At 35.4% G+C, this 25,685-nt stretch carries 24 protein-coding genes; all 24 read left to right on the plus strand.

Annotated features, from left to right (window positions below; genetic code table 11):
- Positions 1–101 precede the first annotated feature (101 nt).
- Positions 102–1,253: a hydroxymethylglutaryl-CoA synthase gene (locus AC4BC4_RS07170; protein WP_490477240.1), complete on the plus strand. Its 1,152-nt coding sequence runs from the start codon at positions 102–104 to the stop codon at positions 1,251–1,253.
- Between the two features lie 459 nt (positions 1,254–1,712).
- On the plus strand, positions 1,713–2,105 hold the full coding sequence (locus AC4BC4_RS07175; protein WP_438756149.1) for a MerR family transcriptional regulator: 393 nt from the start codon (positions 1,713–1,715) through the stop codon (positions 2,103–2,105).
- 203 nt (positions 2,106–2,308) lie between these two features.
- Positions 2,309–3,073: a carboxymuconolactone decarboxylase family protein gene (locus tag AC4BC4_RS07180; RefSeq protein WP_490477241.1), complete on the plus strand. Its 765-nt coding sequence runs from the start codon at positions 2,309–2,311 to the stop codon at positions 3,071–3,073.
- Positions 3,074–3,091: 18 nt separating this feature from the next.
- The gene (locus AC4BC4_RS07185) at positions 3,092–4,075 is read left to right on the plus strand and encodes an aldo/keto reductase (RefSeq protein WP_490477242.1); all 984 of its coding nucleotides are present in this window, start codon (positions 3,092–3,094) and stop codon (positions 4,073–4,075) included.
- Positions 4,076–4,108: 33 nt separating this feature from the next.
- Positions 4,109–4,747: an NAD(P)H-binding protein gene (locus AC4BC4_RS07190; protein WP_490477243.1), complete on the plus strand. Its 639-nt coding sequence runs from the start codon at positions 4,109–4,111 to the stop codon at positions 4,745–4,747.
- 14 nt (positions 4,748–4,761) lie between these two features.
- Positions 4,762–5,100 carry a MerR family transcriptional regulator gene (locus AC4BC4_RS07195; RefSeq protein ID WP_490477244.1) on the plus strand — a complete coding sequence of 113 codons (339 nt, stop codon included), beginning with the start codon at positions 4,762–4,764 and terminating at the stop codon, positions 5,098–5,100.
- A gap of 27 nt (positions 5,101–5,127) precedes the next feature.
- Positions 5,128–6,180, plus strand: a complete 1,053-nt coding sequence (locus tag AC4BC4_RS07200) for an NAD(P)-dependent alcohol dehydrogenase (RefSeq protein WP_490477245.1) — start codon at positions 5,128–5,130, stop codon at positions 6,178–6,180.
- A 77-nt stretch (positions 6,181–6,257) separates the two neighbouring features.
- Positions 6,258–7,142, plus strand: a complete 885-nt coding sequence (locus AC4BC4_RS07205; RefSeq protein ID WP_490477246.1) for a LysR family transcriptional regulator — start codon at positions 6,258–6,260, stop codon at positions 7,140–7,142.
- A gap of 112 nt (positions 7,143–7,254) precedes the next feature.
- Complete coding sequence (locus AC4BC4_RS07210) at positions 7,255–7,761, plus strand: flavodoxin (protein WP_490477247.1); 507 nt, start codon at positions 7,255–7,257, stop codon at positions 7,759–7,761.
- A 31-nt stretch (positions 7,762–7,792) separates the two neighbouring features.
- Positions 7,793–8,200, plus strand: coding sequence for a cupin domain-containing protein (locus AC4BC4_RS07215; protein ID WP_490477248.1), 408 nt, complete (start codon positions 7,793–7,795; stop codon positions 8,198–8,200).
- Between the two features lie 29 nt (positions 8,201–8,229).
- Positions 8,230–8,544 (plus strand): carboxymuconolactone decarboxylase family protein, encoded by a 315-nt coding sequence (locus AC4BC4_RS07220; protein ID WP_438756138.1) that lies wholly within the window; start codon positions 8,230–8,232, stop codon positions 8,542–8,544.
- A 38-nt stretch (positions 8,545–8,582) separates the two neighbouring features.
- Positions 8,583–9,737 (plus strand): MFS transporter, encoded by a 1,155-nt coding sequence (locus AC4BC4_RS07225; protein ID WP_490477249.1) that lies wholly within the window; start codon positions 8,583–8,585, stop codon positions 9,735–9,737.
- A 16-nt stretch (positions 9,738–9,753) separates the two neighbouring features.
- Positions 9,754–10,467: a dihydrofolate reductase family protein gene (locus AC4BC4_RS07230; RefSeq protein WP_490477250.1), complete on the plus strand. Its 714-nt coding sequence runs from the start codon at positions 9,754–9,756 to the stop codon at positions 10,465–10,467.
- Positions 10,468–10,486: 19 nt separating this feature from the next.
- On the plus strand, positions 10,487–11,221 hold the full coding sequence (locus AC4BC4_RS07235; RefSeq protein WP_490477251.1) for an SDR family oxidoreductase: 735 nt from the start codon (positions 10,487–10,489) through the stop codon (positions 11,219–11,221).
- A 295-nt stretch (positions 11,222–11,516) separates the two neighbouring features.
- A complete protein-coding gene (locus tag AC4BC4_RS07240; RefSeq protein ID WP_438756134.1) occupies positions 11,517–12,203 on the plus strand; it encodes an alpha/beta hydrolase in 687 nt (228 codons plus the stop codon).
- Between the two features lie 281 nt (positions 12,204–12,484).
- Positions 12,485–13,726 (plus strand): sugar ABC transporter substrate-binding protein, encoded by a 1,242-nt coding sequence (locus AC4BC4_RS07245; protein ID WP_490477252.1) that lies wholly within the window; start codon positions 12,485–12,487, stop codon positions 13,724–13,726.
- Between the two features lie 117 nt (positions 13,727–13,843).
- On the plus strand, positions 13,844–14,728 hold the full coding sequence (locus AC4BC4_RS07250; protein WP_438756132.1) for a carbohydrate ABC transporter permease: 885 nt from the start codon (positions 13,844–13,846) through the stop codon (positions 14,726–14,728).
- Between the two features lie 14 nt (positions 14,729–14,742).
- Entirely contained in the window at positions 14,743–15,573 is an 831-nt protein-coding gene (locus AC4BC4_RS07255; protein WP_438756131.1) for a carbohydrate ABC transporter permease, read from the plus strand.
- 54 nt (positions 15,574–15,627) lie between these two features.
- Positions 15,628–17,775, plus strand: a complete 2,148-nt coding sequence (gene bglX, locus AC4BC4_RS07260; RefSeq protein ID WP_490477253.1) for a beta-glucosidase BglX — start codon at positions 15,628–15,630, stop codon at positions 17,773–17,775.
- A 14-nt stretch (positions 17,776–17,789) separates the two neighbouring features.
- Positions 17,790–21,095, plus strand: a complete 3,306-nt coding sequence (locus AC4BC4_RS07265) for a GH36-type glycosyl hydrolase domain-containing protein (RefSeq protein ID WP_490477254.1) — start codon at positions 17,790–17,792, stop codon at positions 21,093–21,095.
- Between the two features lie 13 nt (positions 21,096–21,108).
- Positions 21,109–22,080 (plus strand): LacI family DNA-binding transcriptional regulator, encoded by a 972-nt coding sequence (locus AC4BC4_RS07270; RefSeq protein ID WP_490477255.1) that lies wholly within the window; start codon positions 21,109–21,111, stop codon positions 22,078–22,080.
- A gap of 151 nt (positions 22,081–22,231) precedes the next feature.
- The gene (locus AC4BC4_RS07275) at positions 22,232–22,660 is read left to right on the plus strand and encodes a MarR family winged helix-turn-helix transcriptional regulator (protein ID WP_490477256.1); all 429 of its coding nucleotides are present in this window, start codon (positions 22,232–22,234) and stop codon (positions 22,658–22,660) included.
- A gap of 33 nt (positions 22,661–22,693) precedes the next feature.
- Entirely contained in the window at positions 22,694–23,599 is a 906-nt protein-coding gene (locus AC4BC4_RS07280) for a magnesium transporter CorA family protein (RefSeq protein WP_438756125.1), read from the plus strand.
- A 515-nt stretch (positions 23,600–24,114) separates the two neighbouring features.
- A complete protein-coding gene (locus AC4BC4_RS07285; RefSeq protein ID WP_490477257.1) occupies positions 24,115–25,563 on the plus strand; it encodes a DEAD/DEAH box helicase in 1,449 nt (482 codons plus the stop codon).
- Positions 25,564–25,685: the final 122 nt, after the last annotated feature.

Below are 25,685 nucleotides of genomic sequence, written 5' to 3' on the forward strand. Positions count from 1 at the left end.
CTTTAACAATTTTTAATTGATTCTTTTTTCTACCTACTTTGACTTAAGTTATGATAAATTATACTATGTACAGAGAAGAATAATGATAAAGGAGACATAAGATGAATGTTGGGATAGATAAAATTAGTTTTTTTGTTCCGCCTTACTATGTGGATATGACGGATTTAGCGCTAGCAAGAGGGGTAGATCCGAATAAATTTCATATTGGTATTGGTCAAGATAAAATGGCTGTGAATAAAAAAACACAGGATATAGTGACCTTTGCTGCAAATGCTGCAAAAAATATTTTAACAAATGAAGATAAAGCTCTAATCGATATGGTGATCGTGGGAACTGAGTCTGGAATCGATGAGTCAAAAGCGTCAGCGGTAGTTTTGCATCGATTAATGGGGATTCAATCATTTGCTCGTGCTTTTGAAGTGAAGGAAGCGTGCTATGCTGGTACTGCTGCGTTGCAGTACGCGGTAGCTCATATTAAAAATCATCCTGAAAGTAAAGTATTAGTCGTAGCGTCTGATATTGCTAAATATGGACTCGCTTCTGGTGGTGAACCAACTCAAGGTGCCGGGGCTGTTGCGATGCTAGTTTCGGCTGATCCAAGAATTTTACAATTGAATGATGATAGTGTGGCATTAACCCAAGATATCTATGATTTTTGGCGACCAGTGGGACATGACTATCCAATGGTGGACGGGCAACTATCTAATGAAACTTACATCCAAGCATTTCAAAAAGTATGGGAAGAATACCGGAGTAGATACAAAAAATCAATCAGTGATTTCCAGGCTTTAGCTTTCCATATTCCTTATACAAAAATGGGGAAAAAGGCATTGTTAGCTGCTTTGGAAGAGGAATCTCCAGAAGAACAGGAACGCATTTTAACTAAATATGAAGCAAGTATTATGTATAGTAGACAAGTTGGTAATTTATATACTGGATCTCTATATTTAGGGCTGATTTCATTGCTAGAAAATGGTCAATTGAATGCAGGAGAGCAGATCGGGTTATTTAGCTATGGATCCGGTACTGTAGCAGAATTCTTTAGTGGCAGACTTGTTGACGGTTACCAAAATCAATTGCTCACAAATCTTCATCGAGCGCAACTAGACAATCGAACAGTATTATCAATTGCTGAGTATGAAGAGCTATTTAACGATATTTTGGATACAGATGTAAATAGTGACTACGAAGATGAACTTCCGTATAGTATCGCTTCTATTTCAAATACAGTTAGAGCATATAAGGAAAACTAGTCTGTAAGAATAATTTGAAGTTATTTAAAGATTATTTATAAAGCAATATATTTTTGTTAAATCAAGAGGTTTAGACAGAAGCGTTTATTCGGATTTTTTATGGCTAGGATATAACTCGTAGAGTTATATCCTAGCCTCTTTTTGTTATAGATTGTAACAGATGAATAGTTTTATTTCTTTGAGGGTTATTTTTCAATATATAGTGGCTTAAAATGCTTGACTTGAAGTGACCTCTAAGTGAACTCTAAGTGATAACTTAAAATCATATAGAAATATGCAACGTGAGATATGGAATTAGATTTACACTATTATTTTACTAGGAGGAATAAGATCATGGAAACTGTTACTTTATCAAATGGTGTTAAAATGCCAATAAGAAAATTTGTAAAAGAGGATAAAATTGTTTTATAATGAAAAAGAAAGTAACTTGTTAAGGAATGCGTAAAGGAGGAGTAAGGCATGAATATAAAAAAAGTAAGTGAATTAAGCGGTGTTTCTTCAGATACTATTAGATATTATGAACGGATTGGTTTGATTCCACCTGTGAAACGCAGTGATAATGGGATTCGTAATTTTGACGAGGAAGATTTGCGTTGGATTGTCTTTAGTAGACAAATGAGAAATGCGGGTCTATCGATTGAATCGCTAGTGGAATATTTAACCTTATTTCAAGTGGGGAATGAGACAGTTCCCGCTCGTAAAGAAATTATTGCTGACCAAATTTCGGAACTAAAAGAAAAAGCAGCGGAATTAAATACAGCTATTGAACGGTTAGAGTTTAAGCTAGCCAATTACGACGAGCATATGATACCTGCTGAAAAGGCCTTACGAGATTTTAATATGAATAGATAATAGAAAATGAATTGCTTCTAAATCTTGTCTTTCTTCTAAATATTTTTTTAGAGGAAGTCTGATTTGGAGGTTTTTTTTATTTTTTTTGAAAAAACGCTTGACTTGGAGTGGACTTCAAGAGCTAGACTATTATTGTTAGTAAGAAAAAATGGTCATTTATTTAGTAACATAATGATACTACGTTTAAATTAAGGAGGAATAACATGTCAATCAGCCAAACTGCACAGAAGAACCATGATGAATTATTTCCAAACCATGAGTCAGTCCTAGCCAAAACGGATCCAGAATTTATTGAGATCTTTGACAACTTTACTTTTGATGAAGTCCTTCAATATTCAAATCTAGATGTAAAGTTACGCATGAAAGTAACGCTAGCTTCTTTAATTGCAATGCAATGTGTCAATGAATACAAAGCGATGATGAATGCTGCGTTAAATGTGGGTGTTTCACCAATTGAGATAAAAGAAGTTGTCTATCAAGCTGTGCCTTATGTCGGTTTAGGGAAAGTATTCGATTTCTTGCACGCTACCAATCAGTTTTTAACTGAAAGAAGTATTTCACTTCCTTTGGACAAACAAAGAACTACTACAAGTGAAAATCGCTATGAAAAAGGCTTGGAAATTGTACGAGAAGTTGCTGGAGATGCTGTAGATCAGATGCTTAAAACGATGCCAGAGAATCAAAAACATTTTGCTACATTTTTAGCAGATAATTGTTTCGGTGATTATTTTACGAGAAAGGGATTAACATCGAAAGAACGCGAATTACTGATTTTCACGATGTTGACTTCAATGGGTGGTGCGGATGCTCAGTTGAAAGGCCATATTCGTAATAATCAGCGTGTTGGCAATGATAAGCAACAATTGATCGAAACGATCACCATTTTACTGCCATTTATTGGCTATCCAAGAACATTAATCGCATTAAATTGTATCAATGAAGTATTACTAGAAGAAAACGAAAAATAAAATTGAGGAGGAATTACAATGAACTATGTAAAATTTGGCAATACAGGAATGGAAGTTTCAAGAATTTGTTTGGGCGCAATGGGTTTTGGTGATCCCAACAGTGGGTTTCACGAGTGGGTCTTAGAAGAAGAGGAAAGCAAAAAAGTGATCAAGAAGGCGTTAGATTTAGGGATTAATTTTTTTGATACAGCCAATGTCTATTCCTATGGAGCCAGTGAACGGATTCTTGGAAAAGCGCTGAATGAATATGCGAATCGTGATGAAATCGTGGTTGCAACTAAATTGTTTACTACCATGAAAAAAGATGTTCCAAATAGTGGTGGGCTTTCAAGAAAAGAAATTTTTCATCAAATTGATGCTAGTTTAGAGCGTTTAGGGATGGATTATGTTGATTTATATATTATTCATCGTTGGGATTACAATACGCCAATTGAAGAGACGATGGAAGCTTTACATGATGTTGTGAAATCTGGAAAAGTTCGTTATATCGGTGCTTCTGCGATGTTTGCTTGGCAGTTTGCTAAAGCGCAAGCAGTAGCTGAGAAAAACGGTTGGACAAAATTCGTTTCGATGCAAGATCATTTGAATTTGTTATACCGTGAAGAAGAAAGAGAAATGCTTCCTTTATGTGAAGATCAAAAAATTGCGGTGACACCTTATAGTCCATTAGCTTCAGGTCGTTTGACACGTGATTGGAGCGCACAAACCAAGCGCTTTGAAACAGATAAAACAGCGATGTCGAAATATGATAAAACAGCTGATCAAGACCGTATCATCGTTGAAAGAGTAGCTGAAATTGCTGAAAAACGTGGGGTGGAACGTGTACAAATTGCCCTAGCGTGGTTGCTTCAAAAAGGACCCGTTGTGGCACCGATCATAGGCGCTACAAAAGAAAGTCATTTGACGAATGCCATTCCTGCTTTGGATTTGATTTTGACGGATGAAGAAGTGCAATTTTTAGAAGAACCTTATATTCCTCATGTCATTGTTGGTCATCAATAAGAGCTCATTCGAAACGAGAAAGAAGGATTTAACATGAAAATACTAATTTTAGGTGCAGCCGGTCAAATTTCAAGAATGGTCACGGATTTGATTTTAGCTGAAACAGAAAATGACCTTGTTTTGTATGGTCGCAATCTTTCTAGTCGGATTTCTGTGAATGACCCAGCAAGGGAAGTCATCATTGAAGGGGACTTTAATGATAAAGTTAAATTGAGACAAGCTTTGATTGGGGTGGATATTGTGTATTTAAATGATATGAGCTCTCCAGTTGCGACGCAATCAATCGTTGAAGCAATGGAAGAATCTGATGTTCACTATCTAATTGGTGCAAATGTCTTAGGTATTTATAATGAAGTTACAGGCCTCTTTGGTGAATGGAACACGAGTATGGTTGGTTCGACAGCTATACAGAAACATTTGAAAGCAGCGAAACTGCTAGAACAATCTTCGTTAGATTATGTTATTTTAAGATTAACTTGGTTATATAATCAAAAAGGCAATGAAAATTATGTATTGACTCAAAAAGGAGAATCATTTATCGGTGCTCAAGTAACAAGAGAAGCGGTTGCTAGACTGATCATGACGATTATTCATGATCCAGCTAAATACGCTAAAACTAGTCTAGGTGTAAGTGAGACTGATACTGACTGGGCAAAGCCCTCTTTTTACTAAGGGAGGTTCAGCATATGAACATTAAAGAAATGAGTAAGCAAACGAATACACCGATCAACACCATTCGTTACTTTGAACGAATCGGTTTGATTCCTCAGGTCAAGAGAAATCATTATGGACTACGCGAGTTTTCTGACGTAGATGCTGATTGGATTCGTTTTATCAAGCAAATGAGAGAGGTCGACGTTTCTATCGAACGCTTGATTGACTACGTGGTATTATCTGATCAGCCAGAAAAATCAGTTAAAGCTAGAAAGGAACTGCTAAAAGAACAAACAAACGACTTACAACAACAAATCAATTTGCTAGAAGCAGCAAAAGACGAGCTTCAAAAGCGAATGATAACAAACTAAATCTAAAAAAGTAAAAGGAGTTTTATTATGTGTGAAAAATGTCAAACGAAAGTATTACAAGCAACGGATAGCAACTATGCCTCTTTTGAACGAGCGGTAATTGAAAGAAGAGTATTAAAACCCGATGATGTGGCAATCGATATTAAATATTGTGGTATTTGCCATTCAGATATTCATCAAGTAGGCAATGATTTTGGTTCTGGTATTTATCCAATGGTTCCAGGTCATGAGATTACAGGGATCGTTTCAGCAATTGGTGATCAGGTGACAGGATTTAAAGTGGGTGATCGTGTAGGTGTAGGTTGTTTTGTCGATTCTTGTGACGAATGTGCCTATTGCTTAAGAGGAGAAGAACAATTTTGTACCCAAGGTGTGGTCATTGTTTTTAACTCAAAAGATTATGATGGAAACTTAACGTATGGCGGGTATAGTCAGAGTATTGTTGTGAAAGACCGCTTTGTGATTCATGTACCTGAAAGTCTTGATTTAGCTGAAGCAAGCCCGCTTTTATGCGCTGGAATCACGACTTATGCACCAATGAAACGTTTAAATGTTGGACCTGGTAAAAAAGTTGCCATCATCGGAATGGGTGGTTTAGGACATATTGCTGTTCAATTTGCCCATGCATTAGGGGCTGAGGTAACAGTTTTAGGCCATTCTGAAAGTAAAAAGAACGAAGCACAACAATTTGGGGCTGACAATTATTATCTAATTAGTGACCCAGAAACGTTCAAAAAATTAAAAGGACAGTTTGATTTTATTTTAAATACAGTTGCAGTAAGTTTAGATGTTGATTTGTATTTAAGTTTATTAACGGTCAATGGAGCGATGGTCTATGTTGGTTTAGCTACAGAAGCCCAAACATTTCATGTGGGAAGTTTATTTAGAAATCAAGCAACAATCACAGCTTCTAATGTTGGTGGGATCCCAATGACCCAAGAAATGATCAACTTTGCAGCTGAAAACAATGTATTGCCTAAGATTGAAATGATCACGGTGGATCAAGTGTCCGAAGCTTATGAACGAGTGTTAAATAGTGATGTCAAATATCGCTTTGTGATCGATATGGAAACCTTGTAGAGTATAAAACGGTTCTTTTAGAAATTCGTTCTACTTTATTGTAAAATAAGTATGTGAACTTAAAAAGGAGAACCCTTATGGAATTAAGAGAACTACGTTATTTTTGGACCGTTGCAGAAGAAAGGAATTTTTCAAAAGCTGCAAAAGTTTTACACATTACCCAACCAACTTTAAGCCGACAAATCAAAGAATTTGAAGAGAAATTAGGCACACCGCTTTTTATACGAGAAAATAGGCAATTGACCTTAACAGAAGAGGGCTATTTTCTAAAAGAACGAGCAGCTGAAATTCTAACCCTAACTGAACAAACAGAACGTGAATTTAAAGAACAAAGCAGAGGCTTTTTAAGTGGACATTTTTCAATAGGCTGTGTTGAAGCGGATAATTCAGATACGATGGCGATGATGTTAGAAGAATTGGTGAGTGATTATCCTCAAGTTACTTTCAATATTGTCTCTGGGACTAGCGATGATATTAGCGATAAATTGGAAAAGGGGATTTTGGATCTAGCCATTTTATTAGAACCTATAGCTACATTGAACTTTGAAAAGATTATTTTACCTAGGGAAGAAAAATGGGGATTATTAGTATCTAATGATTCTTTTCTTGCGCAAAAAATAGTTATTCAGCCTGATGACTTAGAAGGGATTCCACTACTGAGCTCAAATCGTTCAGAGGTTCAGTTAATGCTTGAAAGTTGGTTGGAAAAACCGTTGAATGATTTAAATGTAGTAGGCACTTTTAATTTGATTTTCAATGTTTTTTCGTTAGTAGAAAATCGTGTTGGTTCGGCTTTAACGATCGAAGGAGCAACAACCAATGGTAAACATGAAGGATTGACATTTGTCCCGTTAGCTCCTGAAGTTAAAACAAATTGTGTTCTGGTTTGGAAGAAAAATCGAATTCAAACACCTGCAGTAAAAGAATTTATCCAACGATTTAACGATGCTTTTAAGGCATAGTAGCTGGTTAGTATAGGCATTAGACGTATAGAGAAACAGGCTGTATCATTTACTTGTAAGTAGATGATACAGCCTGTTTTTGTATAAGTAAAGGATAAAAGAAGGTGATCAAATGACGGCAATCGTCTATTTTTCTCGTCCTTTTGAAAATTTGATTGATGGAAAGAAAAAGTATTTGCAGGTAGGAAATACAAAAATCATTGCACAAAAAATTGCTAAAATACTCAATGCTGAAATGTTTGAAATTCTTCCACAAATGGCTTATCCAGAAGCTTACGAAGAAGCGGTTATTCAAGCAGAACAGGAAAAAGGAACAAACGAGCGACCAGAATATCAACCACTTTCGCTTAACTTAGCAAACCATCAGAAGATTTATCTAGGGTACCCTAATTGGTGGGGAACTTTCCCAATGGTGGTTGCAACTTTTCTAGAGGAAAATGATTTATCAGGAAATACTATTTATCCCTTTTGCACACATGAAGGTAGTGGAATGGGCAATAGTATAAATGATATAGAGAAATTATGTCCTGATTCGATGATCCATATCGGCTTACCTATTCGTGGGTCCAGAGTTGAAAAAGCAGATATCACAATCAAAAACTGGTTAAAACATGAATAATCAAAAAATAAATAAATTGGAGGAATAAAGAATGGCAAAATTTGAAGAAGTAAAAAATGGTGTGATTTTCCCTGTGGGAGAAAAAAATGAGGCCTATGCGCAATATTTTATCGGTCAAAGCTACTTAAAAAACTTAATTGCAGATCCCAAGATCAATGTAGGTGTAGGCAATGTCACCTTTGAACCTGGTTGCCGCAATAATTGGCATATTCATCATGATGGGTTTCAACTGTTATTAGTAACTGGCGGTGAAGGTTGGTATCAAGAAGAAGGAAAAGCTGCGCAATTTTTAACTGCTGGAGATGTGATCGTTACCCATGACGGTGTGAAACATTGGCATGGTGCAGCAAAAGATAGCTGGTTTGAACATATAGCAATTACAGCGGGCACGCCAGAATGGTTAGAACCTGTTTCAGATGACTTATACAATCAATTATAAAAATGAATAAAAGATGGGAGTCCTACTTAATGAAAAAACAAACAGCTGGCAGAGATCAATTAGGTGCATTTGCACCAAAGTTTGCACAACTAAATGATGATGTGTTATTTGGTGAAGTATGGTCAAGAGAAGAACAACTTTCACCACGTGATCGTAGCATGATCACATGTTCAAGCTTACTAACTCAAGGTGCACCACAATTAGAAGCACATATGAAAATAGCAAAACAAAATGGTGTAACAAAAGAAGAAATGGTGGAATTGATCACTCATTTAGCTTTTTATACAGGATGGCCAAAAGCATGGTCAGCTTTTGCTCTAGCGAAAGAAATCTTTGGTGAATAAAAAAATATCTTTTGTGTATCTTAAAAGGAGATAGCCCAGTGAATAAAGTAACCAAACTTTCATTATTATCTGTTTCATTACTTGTCGTTTCAGGTGGAGCAATTGCTGCGAACATTCCAGCGATCATGATGGCTTATCCTACGATCGATCCTACTTTGATTGAATTGATTACTACAATTCCTTCTTTATTTATTATTTTAACTGTTCCTTTTAGCTATAAGGTTACTAAAAAATTTGGCTACAAACATTCTGTTCAGATCGGCATAGGAATTGTTTTGATTGCGGGAATTATGCCTGCATTTATTCCTTCATTTTGGCTTCTTTTTTTCAGTAGAATAGTATTTGGTATAGGAATTGGATTATTTAACCCGTTACTTTTTTCTTTAGCAGGAAAGCTGTATCAGGGAAAAGAACTGTCATCCGTAATTGGTTTTCAAAGTGCATTTGAAGGAATTGGCGGTATGATCATTACATTTACAGTAGGTCAATTATTGGTAATGAATTGGCGAAGTTCATTTTTAGCGTATCTATTTGCGTTACCGATTTTTCTTTTGTTTACATGGTTTGTTCCAGATGTTTCAATTGAAAAGCAGGAAAATAGGAACGAGCCAGAGAATCAAAAAGTCAACTCTTCAACATATGGCTATATCGCTTTATTGATTCTAGTTGTAACCATTTATATGTCAGTTACTGTCAAAATCACGTCTTTGTTGCTTGAAAAAGGATTCGGAAATGCAACAGATGGTAGTAATTTAATGGCTTTAGTAGGATTAGGTGCCATGACTGCAGGGATGTTATTTGGAACGATCGTTACAATAACTAAGCAATGGACGTTACCGATTTCTTTTTTTACCCTAGGGATATCGATGTTTATGATTGCCTTTTCTCAAAATTTAGTGTCAATCTCATTTGCTGTGCTAATATGTGGTTTTTCCTTCCGCACATTTATCCCGTATTTATTTAATGAGGTGAATCAAGATACAAAAGGAAATTCAGAAAAAAGTACCTCTTTATTGTTAATTGGTTTTAATATTGGTGCAGCTTTTGCGCCCATCTCAATTTCTATATTAGGAAATATCCTCTCTTTGAATGAGAATACTGATATTTTTATTGCAGAAGGGAGCATTATGATCCTACTATCTTTGGGTACTCTATTCAGTATCGTAAGAAAAAAAGCAACAACTAAAAGCTAAGAGGGGGACTAAAGTAATGAATAGACCAACAATCATTTGCCATATGCTGACGTCTATCAACGGAAAAATCAGTGGTGATTATATGAGTTCAAAATACGCCATTACTGGTAGCGAAGCCTATGAAAAAACCAACGACAGCTACCATAGTCAAGCATGGTTATGCGGTAGAATCACGATGGAACAGAATTTTACTGATTTTCATAAACCTGAGTTAAAAGAAATAGAAACACCTTATTCTAGAACAGATCATGTTGCACAAGCAAAAGCCGAAATGTATATTGTCTCAGCGGATCCTTCTGGTAAAGTTGGTTGGACTGAAAATACTGTGAAATACGAAAATCGTCCAGAAGCCCATATTATTGAAATTTTAACAGATAAAGCCAGTGACGAGTATGTTACTTATCTTAGAGAGCGACAAATCTCTTATATTTTTGCAGGAAAAGAATTGATCGATTGTACACTTGCTTCAGAAAAATTATTGGCTTTATTTGGAATCAAAACACTAATGGTTTCAGGAGGTGGCTACATCAATTGGTCATTTTTACAAGAAGGGTTGGTCGATGAAGTGAGTATTATCATGACACCCGCGACAGATGGACGAACTGATACAAATACGATCTTTGAAAGAGCAAATCATTTACCTGAAATTGTACCAGTTGGGTTTAAATTGAAATCAGTGGATATTTTTGAAGAAGATACCTTGTGGTTGAGATATAACGTGGTTAAATAAATAAAAAGGAGTCAAACGTATGAATAATATAAAAGATAAAGTCGTAGTTATTACAGGTGCCTCATCAGGAATAGGGGAAGCAACTGCTCAGCTATTGATTGAAAACGGCGCAAAAGTCGTTCTAGGTGCGAGAAGAGAAGAGCGCTTGAAAGAACTTGTGAAAAAATTTGGTGACCATAGTACGTATGCTGTGACAGATGTTCGTAATCTCAAAGAGGTAAAAGCACTTGTTCAAGTTGCTAAAGAAAAATTTGGCAAGGTTGATGTTCTATTTGCAAATGCTGGAATCATGCCAGCTTCCAATATGAGTGAATTGAAAATAGAAGAGTGGAATGACATGGTGGATAGTAATATAAAAGGAGTGCTTAATTCATTAGCAGCTGTTTTACCGGAATTCACAGCGCAAAAATCAGGTCATGTGATTACGACGAGCTCAATTGCTGGATTGAAAGTTTTCCCTGGTAATAGTGTCTATACTGGAACTAAACATGCAGTGCGTGCTATTATGGACGGTTTTAGGATGGAATCTGCAATGGAAGGAACCAATATCCGCACAACAACGCTTTATCCAGGAGCAATTGCGACAGAATTACTAGATACTATTTCTACTCCAGAAGTCAAGAGCGGAATGGAACAGTTTTATCAAATTGCAATCACACCAGACGCTGTGGCACAAACTGTTTTGTTTGCAATTTCTCAACCTGATACTGTTGGGATTACTGAAATGACCATTTTACCGACACAGCAAGCATAGAAAAATTAAGACAACAACACGAATCTATCAATAGAGTGAGTCAAAATAGATCGAGAAATAGAATAAATTCAATTTATGAAAAGTGAAATGTGGGTAATTTCCAGCATTTCACTTTTTTTGTTTCATTTGTGATGAACGGATGCTAAATTTTTATTAAAATTAGTGAATAAATGAAGATTATTTAGAGTCAATCAAGGTAAAATAATGTAATAAATGAAAAATTTTGATTGTCTGTTTTTTTATAAAACGATTATTTCTTTAATAAGCAAAATTATCTATAAGAAAGTAGGTCATAATGGGAAAACGAGCGATATTGATCATACATGGATTTGGTGGTAATGAGGAAGAAATCATGTATTTACACGAATACCTGGAGCAAAACAATCTTGATTCATTTTGGATTCGATTAACTGGACACGATGGAAATAAAAAAAACCTTTCAAAAGCCACAGCTAGCCAATGGATAAATGATGTTGAAAATAAATTAAATGAACTTGAACAAAATTACACGCAGATTACCTGTATTGGGTTTTCAATGGGTGGCTTATTAACAATTCAAGTATCAGATAGAGAGTCAGTGGATCAACTTATTTTATGCAGTACACCGATCTATCTTTATAATGCGAACATCATTATGCAAGATATTGTGCTGTCAATTATCGATAAAAATCAAGAAACATTAGATTATTACTTTAGCTCAACGCAAGCAACACCGATTCGTTCGTGTCTTCAATTTTTATCTTTACTTAAAAAAACAAAGCGTAAATTGAAAAAAGAAGCTTCTGGAACAACTAATAAAAAAATGCTTATTGTACAAAATAGACAGGATGAAACGACTTACTATAAGAGTGCGTATTACTTGGCGAAAGTCAGTAATGCGAACGTTTCTTTGAGAATGTATGAAAAAGGAAGACATCAGTTGTTTTTAGGAGAAAATAGAAGAATGGCAGTAAAGGATATTAAAGAATTTATCCTTCAATAATTGTTTAATGGTGGAATAATCAAAGACCTCATCGACGAAGTGACAAAGACGAAAATGAGGTTTTTTCTGTTTTTTTATTTAATAAGTATGGCTCTCATCTTATTAAAATGTATTGACTTAGAGGAGTTAGTGAAACGTTTTTATTTTGTTTTTGAATAGAGCTGTTATTTATGGTTGGAATGTTAGTTTTATTTATAAGAAAACGCTTGCTTTTCTTATAAATAAAGAATATAATCATTTTTGTAGAAACGTTTCACCAAATATTATTGAGGAGTGGAAGTATGAAATCATGGAAAAAGCTTTGCTTATTAGGAACAACTTTATTTGCAACTGTAGGTGTTATGGCAGCATGTTCTTCAGAAAATAAAGAAAGCGCTTCAGATGAGCTGACATTTTGGTACATGGGTGATGGTGATGAAGGAATCAAACCAATTATAAATGAATTTACGAAGGGATCAGGAATCAAAGTCAAAATCCAAAGTATTCCGTGGTCTACTTCAAGAGATAAATTACTAACGGCAGTCGCCTCTAAAGAAGGACCGGATGTTGTTCAAATGGGAACTACTTATATGAGTGAATTTGTTGATGCTGGGGCCTTGATGGATATAACAGAAGATGTGAAAAAAAGTGATGTTATGCAGTCAGATAATTTCTTCGATGGCTCTGTAGCGACAACTCAGTTTAGCGGTCAAACATATGCTGTACCTTGGTATACAGAAACTCGTGGATTGTATTATAGAAAAGATTTATTAGAAAGTGTAGGCTTTAAAAATGCGCCTAAAACATGGGATGAATTAGAGGATGCAGCGAAAAAATTAGCAGCTCGTGGTGATAATAAATATGGTTTTGGAGTTGAACTAAAAGAACCTACTTTTGGTTTTATGTTTGCACGTCAAAATGGATCGAAACTATTTGGCAAAGAGGATGAACCTTTATTTAATCAACCTGAAATGGTCGACGCATTAAAATTTTTAGACAAGTTAGTCCAAGATGGTTCTTCTCCTAAAACAGATTTAGGGTTAGAAATCGGCCAAAGTTTCGGTGGTGAAGGTGTTGTACCAATGTTTATTAGTGGTCCGTGGATGATTAATAGTATTAAAGATTCTGCTCCTGACATTGATGGAAAATGGGGCGTTGCTGAATTGCCGAAAGGTCCTGTGAATAATTTATCCGTGACAGGAGGAGCCAATTTAGCAGTGTTCGATAGTTCTAAGAAAAAAGAGGATGCGATGAAATTGATCGAATATCTTTCAAAACCTGAAAATCAAACTAAATTCTTTGAAAGTACTAATTCACTTCCAACGAATAAAGAATCATGGAATTCAGATGTATTTAAAAACGACCCATTGATTTCTGTTTTTGGAAAGCAACTAAATGAATCACAACCAATGCCATTATTGAAACAATGGGATGAAATCTCTCAAAACTTTATGAAGCAATGGGAACAAGTAGTTGTGAGTGGTAAAAATCTTCAAGAGGCAATGGACGAATTAAATGAACAAACAGAAAACTTGATTAAATAGTCTCAAGGAGTAATCGGAACAAGAGATTGAATAGATGATTATTCATTTGGCGAGTGAATCATAGATGTAAACAGATCTTTTGTTCCTTTTATTGATTTAGCAAGGAGGAAAAGCACCATGAAAAAATCAAAATCGCCTTATTTTTTTATTGCTCCAGCCGTTGCATTATTACTTGTTTTTTCGATCATTCCGATTTTTATTGCGGTAACAATCAGTTTTACGGATATGAGCTTGGCTGGTTTAGCTGATTTTTCAAGAATCAATTTTGTTGGCTTTGATAATTATTTAACGATCTTTAACGACAAAGTGTTTGCTCAAGCGATGTTCAATACCGCCTATTATGTGATTATCGGCGTACCGCTGGTGATTATTTCGTCATTAGCTTTAGCTATTATGATCAATTTTGGAGAGAATAAATTTTTCTCTTTTATGCGCTTAGTTTTTTATAGCCCTTCGATCACGAATACAGTTGCGGTTTCTGTTGTCTGGATGTATTTATATAATCCAACGATCGGTTTATTAAATCATCTCTTATCTTATTTACATGTTGGTCCAATTATGTGGCTGACAGATCCAAGTACATCGAAAATTTCACTGATTATCATAGCTGTTTGGAAAGCAATTGGATTGAATATGTTAATCTTTTTAGCTGCGATTCAAGGGATACCTAAAGAATATTATGAAGCAGCAGAAATCGATGGTGCCAATAAATGGCAGCAAATTTTAAAAATCACAGTTCCATTGCTGAAATTTTCGATTTTCTTTGTAACCGTAACAACTTTAATTGGTTGGTTCCAATTCTTTGATGAACCCTTTGTTATGACTAAGGGTGGACCACTAGACAGTACGTTATCCGTTGCTCTGTTTATTTACCAAAGAGGTTTCCAATACAATAAATTTGGATATGCAGCAGCAGGATCTGTAATTTTATTTATTGCGATCATCATTGTGACCAGTATCCAAATGAAAATTCAAACAAAACAAAAAGAAAATGAAGGATAAAAGGAGAGAACGATATGAATTCACATAAAAATGCGCAAATGAGTTTTAAGCTTTTTATCGGTATCCTCTTAGGCGTTCTGGGTATTATGACCTTTTTCCCATTTCTTTGGATGATTTTTTCTTCATTTAAAACCAATGCGGAAATCAATCAAATTGTTCCTAGTCTATTTCCCAAAAATGCGACACTTGATAATTTTAAGGAACTTTTTATCAAACTTAACTTTGGAACTTATCTTAAAAACACGTTGATTATAACGGCCTGTTCATTTATTGGTTTATTATTGAATGCTATGGCAGGCTATGGTTTTGCCAAATTTGATTTTAAAGGAAAAAATGGCCTTTTTCTAATGGTGTTAGCGACAATGATGATTCCAGGTCAAGTCACGATGATTCCCGTTTATTTGTTGTTGAACTCGGTTGGTTTGACAAATACTTTGATTGGAATTGTCTTACCTGGACTTGCTGGTGCATTCGGAATCTTTCTGTTCAGGCAGTTTATGAACACTATTTCAAATGAAATGCTAGAAGCCGCAAGATTAGATGGAGCCAGTGAATGGTTCATCTTTTTCAAAATCATCTTACCTTTAAGTCGTCCCATCTTAGCTGTTCAAGGAATATTGACCTTCATCGGTGGGTGGAATTCTTTCTTATGGCCGTTGATCATTGCCAATGATGAAAAATACTATACGTTATCCGTTGGTTTACAACTATTACAAGGACAACATGGGACAAATTATGCCTTACAAATGGCAGGTGCGACGTTTATGGTTATTCCGATTTTGATTGTATTTTCCATTTTCCAAAAGTACATTTTACAAGGGTTTAATGTCTCTGGAATAAAATAAACAATAAAAATAAAAATCTTCCCCAAATAAAAATATAAGAAAAGGTGAATAAACTTGGAGCAAAAACAATTGATCGATTTACTGAAACAAATGACATTAGAAGAAAAAATAGGACAATTACTTCAGTTAGCGGCAGAATTTTATTCTGAAAAGGCGGAGGAAAAAACAGGACCGATGACGGATCTTGGTTTGACGCATGAAGATATCAATAATGCAGGAACAACACTTGGAATTTCAGGTGCAAAAGAAGCAATTCGTGTGCAAAAAGCGTATATGGAAAACAATCGCTTAGGCATACCAACGATTCTAATGGCCGATATCATTCATGGCTTTCGTACGATATTCCCAATTCCTCTTGGTTTAGGTAGTTCATGGGATATTGAAGCAGCTAAAAAAGTTGCAGAAGTTTCCGCGAAAGAAGCTGCTGTATCAGGTTTACATGTGACGTTTTCACCAATGGTCGATTTAGTTCGTGATCCACGTTGGGGTCGTGTGATGGAGTCAACAGGAGAAGATCCTTTTTTAAACAGTCGTTTTGCGGAAGCATTTGTTAAAGGGTATCAAGGCGATGATTTGAAAAATGACTTTTTCACAGTGGCTGCTTGTGTCAAACATTTTGCAGCCTATGGTGCAGCAATCGGTGGACGCGATTATAACACAGTGAACATGTCTGAAAGACAGTTGAGAGATAGTTATTTACCTGGTTATAAAGCGGCACTTGATGCAGGTGCAAAGCTAGTAATGACGTCTTTTAACACGGTAGATGGGGTTCCGGCGACAGGGAATAAATGGTTATTTAGAGAAGTCTTGAGAAAAGAGTTTGGCTTTGACGGTGTTGTGATTTCTGATTGGGGCGCAGTGATCGAGTTGATTCCTCATGGTGTAGCACAAGACAAAAAACAAGCGGCGGAACTTGCCATTAAAGCCGGTGTTGATATTGAAATGATGACGACTTGTTATATCGAAAGTCTACAAGAATTGGTCGAAGAAAAAATAGTAGATGAAGCAGTCATAGATGAAGCTGTTTTACGAATTCTGACATTGAAAAACGATTTAGGTTTATTCGAAAATCCTCATAGAGGAGCTGATGTGACCTTAGAAAAAGAAGTTATTTTATCAAAAGAACATCGTGCCATTGCAAGAGAGGTAGCAAGAAAATCAATTGTCTTATTAAAAAATGAGACTATTTTACCACTATCAAAACAAGAAAAAGTGGCTATAGTAGGTCCTGCAGCTAGCTCTGATGATGTCATCGGGGTTTGGTCTTGGCAAGGTAAAAAAGAAGAAGCGATTTCGTTAGCGCAAGGAGTTTCTCAACTTGATGCAGAGTATGTGATTGGAAAAGAAGTGTTTGATTATTTCGAGCCAAGTCAAGCGGCAATCAATGAGGCGGTTACTTTAGCCAAAGAAGCGGACAAAGTTGTCTTAGCATTTGGAGAACAAGATTGGATGAGTGGGGAAGCTTCGAGTCGTAGTGATATTCGTTTACCACAAGCACAACTAGACTTATTTAAAGCAGTCCAAGAAGTGAATCCTAATATCATTGTGACCCTGTACAATGGTCGTCCGTTAGATCTACAAGGAATTGATTCAGCGAAAGCAATCGTTGAAGCTTGGTTTCCTGGAACCGAGGGAGGTTCAGCTTTAGCAGATATTTTATATGGAGAATACAATCCAACTGCCCGTTTAAGCATGTCATTTCCAGAAACAGTTGGACAAGTGCCAGTGTATTATAATTATGATAATACGGGTAGACCCTACAAATCGGGTGACGAAAAATACGTAACAAAATATTTGGATGTATCGAATTTCGCTAAATATCCCTTTGGTTTTGGTTTAAGTTATAGTGAATTTGCCTACACTGATTTTACATTAAGCTCAGATGAAATGACTCCGACAGAAACAATTAGGGTTTCTATTACTGTTGAAAATCAATCGTCTATCACAGGCCAAGAAACGGTTCAATTGTACATTCGGGATCAAGTTGGGGAGGTTGTTCGTCCAGTGAAAGAATTAAAGGGCTTCGAAAAAGTAACGTTACAACCTTATGAAAAAAAGAACGTTCAATTTACAATTAGTGAAGAACTGTTACGTTATGTTCATGGTGATCAAACTTATGCTAGTGATGCTGGCATGTTTGATGTCATGATTGGGTCAAACAGCAGAGATACTTTAACAAAAACGTTTAAATTATTGAAATAGATAGGAAGAGTGAGATGACGTATCACAAACGAACGATTAAAAATGGCGGGACAATAGTTTCGTTTTTAGAAACTGGTGATCTTTACGAAATACTACATGAAAATATCATGATCAATCAACTACATGGAAATGCATTAGATGGTAGTTGTAATCAGCTTTATTTAAGAGTTTACGAAAAAAGCGGTATTCAAACCGCATCGATGGTTGGGTCGAATTCGGCGAGTAAATTTCAATTTGGAAACGAACAAGCAACTTGGATCGGTCAGTTTTTAGGTGTGTCTTATCAAGTAGATTTTCGTCTAGCGGAAACGGGTATTTGGTTTTGGCAAGTAACTTTATCAGGTTCAGGTCAAAAAGTTGAAGTCATTTACGGACAAGATCTTGGAAATGCAACAAAAGGTGCTGTCCGCTCGAATGAGGCTTATATGTCCCAATATTTAGACCATCATGTCACAAAAGAGAATGGAACAATTACTATTTCTTCGAGGCAAAACCAACCGCAAGATGGTCATTTTCCAGTGATCGAGCAAGGAAGTTTAAATCCGTTGGTGAGCTTTTCGACGGATGGTTATCAATTTTTCGGTCGTGAGTATAAAGAAACCAATCAAGCAAAAGCATTGAAGCAAGAGTATTTATCAAATGAAGTATATCAGTATGAATTTGCTTATATTGCATTACAAACCGAAATCTATGAACTAACCGAACAACAAACAAAGCTGGTATTTTATGGCGCTCCAATAAAGAACCAAGCACAAGTCATTGAAAAGCCACTAATTTCTTTAGCAGATATCAAAAAAAGGTATGAAACACTAAAATTTGGCGTAATCGAGGAACAAGGAACAACCAATTCAAAAAAACTAGGTAAACCAATTACAGGTAAAACACTGACGGAAAAAGAGCGTAATGAATTATTCCCACATCAAAACTTAGTTGAAATAATAGATGGAAACGTGGCTTCTTTCTTTACAGAAAGTTACCATCATGTGGTTTTGAAAGAGAAAGAAGTCGCTATGGAAAGAGCACACGGACATATTCTTTTAAGTGGCACTGAACTGAGTGTAGAGCGACCAATACTCAGCACAACCGTTTATATGTATGGTCTATTTAATTCTCAAGTCGTTTTAGGAAACACTTCAATGAATAAATTAGTGAGCAATAGTCGAAATTCATTAAACCTCTTAAAACAATCTGGACAAAGAATTTATATCAAAGAAGGCGAATATTGGCGAATATTGACAATGCCATCTGCGTTTGTAATGGGATTAAACTCGGCCACATGGTATTATAAATTAGAGAATGATATAATTAAAGTGAGAACCTATACGCTATGTGATACCAAAGAAGTTCGTACAAAAGTTACAAGTCAACAAGGGTTGAGCTATACGTTTGCTGTGACCAATCAATTGATAATGAACGCTGATGAAGATGAACCTGCATACAACGTGACCAAAGTAAATGAATTGGTGACTGTAAAAGCTTCGACTAATTCAGTGATCCATGAAGAGTATCCTGATTTAACGTATTATTTTTCCTTAGATAAATCGTTCGAATTGACCGATGAAGGGTTGTTTTTATCTGGTGGATCCGCAGAAATTTTAACGACTTTTGTGATTGAAGAACAACAAGAATTTTCGATGCATATTCAAGGTAGCTTAACTGGAGAAGCATTCAAAAAAATAGAGACCACATATAAGAAGGAAAATGATCAATTCCTGAACTTTATTAATGGCTTATTAAATAACTTCCAATTAACACACGAAACAGAAGATGTTGAGTCGATGAATGTCTTGTCGCGTTGGTATACACATAACATGCTGGTGCATTATCTTTCTCCTCATGGATTAGAACAGTATGGAGGAGCAGCATGGGGAACACGGGACGTTTCACAAGGACCAACAGAATTTTTCTTTGCAGTCAATCGTCCAGAAGTCGTGCGTTCAATCATAAAAAACGTTTATGCCAATCAATTTGAAGATGATGGAAATTGGCCCCAGTGGTTTATGTTTGATCGATATGAAAAACAAAAAGCGGATGAAAGTCACGGAGATGTGATCGTTTGGCCAATGAAAATAGTCGCTGATTATTTAGCTAAAACAAAAGATTTCGGAATTCTAGATGAAATGATTCCTTACACAGATCGTAAAACGTTCTTGAAAACCCCAGAAACTTATACCTTGTTTGATCATGTAAAGAAAGAAATTCAATTCATTGAAGACAACTTTTTACAAGGAACGTATTTATCTTGTTATAGCGATGGTGATTGGGATGATACTTTACAACCGTATGATAACAAGTTGAAAAAATATATGGCAAGCAGCTGGACAGTTGCTCTGACGTATCAAGTAGTAAAAAAATTGGCTAACTTATTATCAGAAGTTGATGCTGTATATGGTGAACATTTAGAGGAATTGTCTATCAACATAAAAAAAGACTTTGAAACGTATATTTTATCTGATCAAACAATTCCAGGGTTTGTTTATATGGAAGATACAAATCATGTTGAATTTATGATTCATCCAACTGATAAAAAGACAGGCATTCAATATCGTTTGTTGCCAATGACCCGGAGTATGATCGCTGAATTATTGACCGCTGAACAAGCCAAACATCATTATGCGATTATCAAGGAGCACTTGCAATTTCCTGATGGCGTCCGCTTGATGAATCGGCCAGCTACTTATAAAGGTGGCGTAAGCACAAACTTTAAGCGTGCAGAACAATCAGCCAATTTTGGCCGTGAAATTGGGTTGCAGTATGTTCATGCGCATATTCGTTTCACTGAAGCGATGGCCAAACTTGGCGAAACAGAGGAAACGTGGCGGGCTTTGAATGTGATTAATCCAATTCAACTAAAAGAACATGTCAAAAATGCCGAAATACGCCAAGCGAATGTGTACTTCAGTAGTTCTGATGGAGACTTTAAAACTAGATATGATGCGCAAGAAAACTTTGGTAAGCTAAAAGAAAATAGTGTTGGTGTCAAAGGCGGCTGGCGGATTTATTCTAGCGGACCTGGTATTTATCTGAATCAACTATTAAGCAACGTTTTAGGGATACGAGAAGATAGTGAAAATGTGATTTTTGATCCAGTATTACCAAAAGAGTTAAACGGATTGGCAATGATTTATCAAATAGCGAATAAAGAAGTAAATGTTGTGTTTCATTTACAAAGTCAAAAGGCAACCGTTGTAGCAAATGGAACAGAACTACCTGTAAAACGAGAAAAAAATCCGTATCGTCAAGGCGGACTGATTGTCTCTTTAGAAAAACTCAATGCTTGCTTAGACAAGAGTGAAAATCAACTAGATATTTATTGTTAGGAGATGAGCGTACATGGTAGGAATCAAAGAAATTGCAAAAAAAGCAGGTGTATCGATCTCAACTGTTTCTTATGCGTTAAATGGTAGTCCAAAAGTAACTGAAGCAACTCGAGCAAAAATCCAAGCGATTGCAGAGGAATTGGACTATGTTCCTAACATGGCTGCTCGAACTCTAAAAAGGCAGCAAACCAATATAATCGGTGTTTATCTAGCTGATTATGGAGGCAGCTTTTATGGTGAATTATTGGATGGTATTAAAATAGGACTGGAAGCACAGAACTTTGAAATGATCGTTTGCAGTGGGAATAAATCACATTTGTTTATTCCCGAGCGAATGATTGATGGTGCAATCATTCTTGACTGGACGTTTAAGAATAAAGAAATCGAACAATACGCAGGACGAGGGCATTACTTAGTCATTTTAGATCGTATGATCACGCATGAAAATGTACGTAAAGTGTTACTAGATAATAAAGGCGGTGCAACATTAGCAATTGAAAAAGCTGTTGCCAGCCAAACAGAAAAAATGTTTTTAGTCTCTGGACCTAAAAAAAGCTATGATGGTCAAGAACGATTAAGTGCTAGTATCAAAGAATTAGAGCGGTTTGGTATTGATTATGAGATTATCTCAGGTGATTTTACAGAACCTTCTGGATATCGGGCAGCTAAGGAAATCATGGAGAAAAATCCAACATTTCCTGTTGATATTTTTGCGTTAAATGATGAGATGGCCATTGGTATTTACAAATATTTCAAGGAAACACCTTACGAAATTGGCCACGAAATTCGCTTGCTCGGCTTTGATAATATTGATATAAGTGCGTTTGTTCAACCACGATTAGCAACAATTTCATATTCTAAACACCGTTGGGGAATGCTAGCAGCTGAAAAAATCATCCAATTGATTGCTGGAGAAGAAACTGAAGATGATCATATTTACACGAGTTTTATAGAAGGAGCTTCATTTCCTGCGAGGAATGAATAAAGATATTATTTGATTAGAGAGAACTAAATAGAATAGTTTAAGAGGGTACACCGAAATAGATGCTTGATTTCGGTGTACCCTCTTAACTATATATTAAACAGTTGTAAAATGAACTATTTTGATTTAAACTATTTATCAAGAGGTGATAATCATGATTTCTGATCGAGATAGTTTAGCTGAAACTGTTTATATTCTAAGTATTTTGCAACAAAATTATGTAGTATCAAAATTAAAGACATTACAACTAAATAGCATACAAGCGCGTAGCCTAAGTTATATTTCTATTCACCCAGGAACGATACAACGTGATGTAGCAGATTATTTAGGTAAAAAACAAGCAACGATTACAAATATTTTAAAAGGGTTAGAGAAGCGGCAACTTGTTTATCGTGAAATCCCAAAAGACAATGAAAGACAAAAAAATATCTTTCTTACGAATGAAGGAAAACAAGTAGTTGACCAAGTTAATCTACTTTTTGAAAAGCTAGATGAAAAATTTCGAAAGGGTTTAACGAATGAAGAACAAAAACAGCTAAAAACGATCCTAGCCAAAGCTGAAAAAAATTTTAAGGAAAAATAGTTCGATTTTTTACAATAAAAAGGAGATGGTTGTATGATCACAGAAAAGAAATTTGGTAATGGAGACAATGTTTGGATCAATATTGATTCCGATCAAATTGCAAGTGACTCAGAATTATATAAACAATATGGTATCGACAATGAGATTATATCTTATGCTTTGGATAAAAATGAACGGGCCCGTATCGAATACAACAATGAATTAAAAACATTTATCCTAATTTATAATGTTCCGCAAAAGAAAAAGGATAACCACCATTATGAAGCAATCCCAATGACATTTTTGATTAAAAATAAGCAATTATTGACAATAACAAATAGTGGAAATGACTATATTATCGATTATATGGAAAAATATTTACAAAACAATGCGGATAGTTCTGTTTATAAATTTTTATTTTCGAGTTTATTCTTGATTACAGATAAATTTTTTCCTGTCATCGAAGAGATGAATAGCGAACGAAATCAAATCAATGATATGCTAAAAGAAAAAACAACTAAAAAGAATTTATTATCACTCTCAGATGTAGAAACAGGTGTTGCTTATTTTATTTCTGCTACAAAACAAAATACTGTGCTGTTAGAACAAATAAAAACCAACGTCATTTTTCAATCATTGAATGATGTAGAAAAAGAACAATGGGAAGATACGTTGATTGAAGCAAGACAATTAGTAGAGATGGCACAATTGACGTCACAAGTGCTTCAGCAATTATCTGGAACTTACAATAACATTTTAAATAATAATTTAAATGATACAATGAAAATTTTGACTGTATTGTCTATTTTATTAACAATACCAACCATTGTGACCGGTTTTTTCGGGATGAATATGCCATTGCCTTTGGAGCATAATATTCTAGGTTGGATGATTGCTATCGGGATTAGTTTGATTGGCTGGTTCGGTTTATCATTTGTCTTACGTCTTATATTAAAATAAGGAAACAAGTATGTGGTGAGCAACAAACGTGAAATCACTATAAGTTACTCACACTACATATGAATCGGTTTCTTGGGAAGAAGTAATACTTTTTTGTTCAACGCTTTTTTGAAGTTTACAAATGCTTGGATTATTTTTTTCTTAAGTGTTTAATAAAAATTATGATTGCTAAGATCGCTAAGAGTGAACCTATGACCCATGGAATCATGAACGCTAATTCTGCATCTACCATGTGTATTCCCCCGTTCTTATTTAATGACTGATGTTGGATCGTTTCCCCAACCTATAATACATTTTAATCGTAAAGGGCATAATAATCCATTAGGAACTATCAATCATTTTTTATAAACATAATCTAGCCTCTTGCAGTTCAATGACTTTTCAGGGATAATAAGGAACTGAGTCTAAAAAGCTAAAACGATTTAGATAATTAATCCTAAAAATACGTTCGCACTGAAATAAATTAGATGATGTGTAGGATGATTTGATCAATAACATAGAAGAATGGGGAAACAATGGACAAAACAAATTTCAGTACCTATGCAATAAGTGAGGTACTCCTAAGAGCAATTTCAGATTTGGGCTATGAAACACCAACGCCAGTTCAACAAGCTGTGATCCCGGCAGTCTTGAATGGAAAAGACGTCTTAGTTCAATCACAGACCGGTAGCGGTAAAACAGCTAGTTTTGGTATCCCGCTTTGTGAAAAAGTAGAATGGACCGAAAACAAACCTCAAGTTCTTGTTTTGGAACCAACTAGAGAATTAGCTCAGCAAGTGCAAGAAGATTTGATCAATATCGGTCGTTATAAACGAATAAAAGCTACAGCAGTTTATGGAAAAGCATCTTATGTTAAACAAAAATCGGAATTAAAGCAAAAGAGCCATATCGTTGTAGGAACGCCCGGTCGTGTGCTTGATCATATAAAAAAAGGCTCCTTACCTCTTGAGAAAATCAATTGCTTAGTGATTGATGAGGCAGATGAAATGTTGAATATGGGGTTTATAGATCAAGTAAAAGAGATCATCCAAGCCTTGCCAGAAGCAAAAAATACAATGCTATTTTCTGCAACAATGCCACAAACGATCGAACAAATGAGTCGTTCGTATCTGAATGAACCAATCGTCGTGAAAATTGAAGCTACAGAAAAAACGACTCCAAAGATTCAACATGCTTTTTTAGAGACAACAGATGAGAATAAATTAGCTGCATTAGAAGCCGTGACCATCGTCGAAAATCCAGATACATGTATCATTTTTGGAAATACACAAGAGAAAGTCAATGACACGTATGATTTCTTGGTCAAAGCAGGATATCCAGTCGGAAAATTACATGGTGGTATGATGCAGGAAGACCGTTTTGAAGTAATGGATGCGTTTAGAAAAGGCAAGTTTCGTTACCTTATAGCAACAGATGTAGCGGCTCGAGGCATCGATATTGAAAATATCACTCATGTCATCAACTTAGATGTACCTTTTGAAAAAGAAAGTTATATCCATCGTGTTGGCCGTACCGGTCGTGCTGGTAAAGAAGGCTTTGCATTAACGTTTGTCACACCAAAAGAAGAGGCTTTGAAAAAAGAAATCGAATCATTTGGTGCATTTACAATGACCAAAATCACCTTGCCTAATACTAAATTTGTAACAAGAAGTAAAGCTGCTTTTGAAAAAAAAATAACCACAAAGCAAAAACCAAAGCATCAAAAAGCGAAACGCGTAAATGAAGAAATTACCAAAGTTTATTTTAATGGCGGCAAAAAAAAGAAGTTACGAGCATTAGATTTTGTAGGGACTCTCTCAAATATTGAAGGAATTACTGCAGAAGATATTGGAATCATTACTATTCAAGAAAATGTGACCTATGTTGATATTTTAAATGGAAAAGGGCAACTCGTCATTCAAGCAATGAAAGATCGAACAATTAAAGGCAAGCAATTGAAAGTACACGTAGCAAGAAAAAAATAATAAAAAATAGACATAACGCCATTTTACTGAGTTATGTCTATTTTTTATGTATATAATTAGTGAGTATACTGTAAATAAAGATTCACTATCTCGACTATTTATCTAAATAGCAACCTAAATTT

Source organism: Enterococcus sp. AMC1086 (assembly GCF_058216575.1).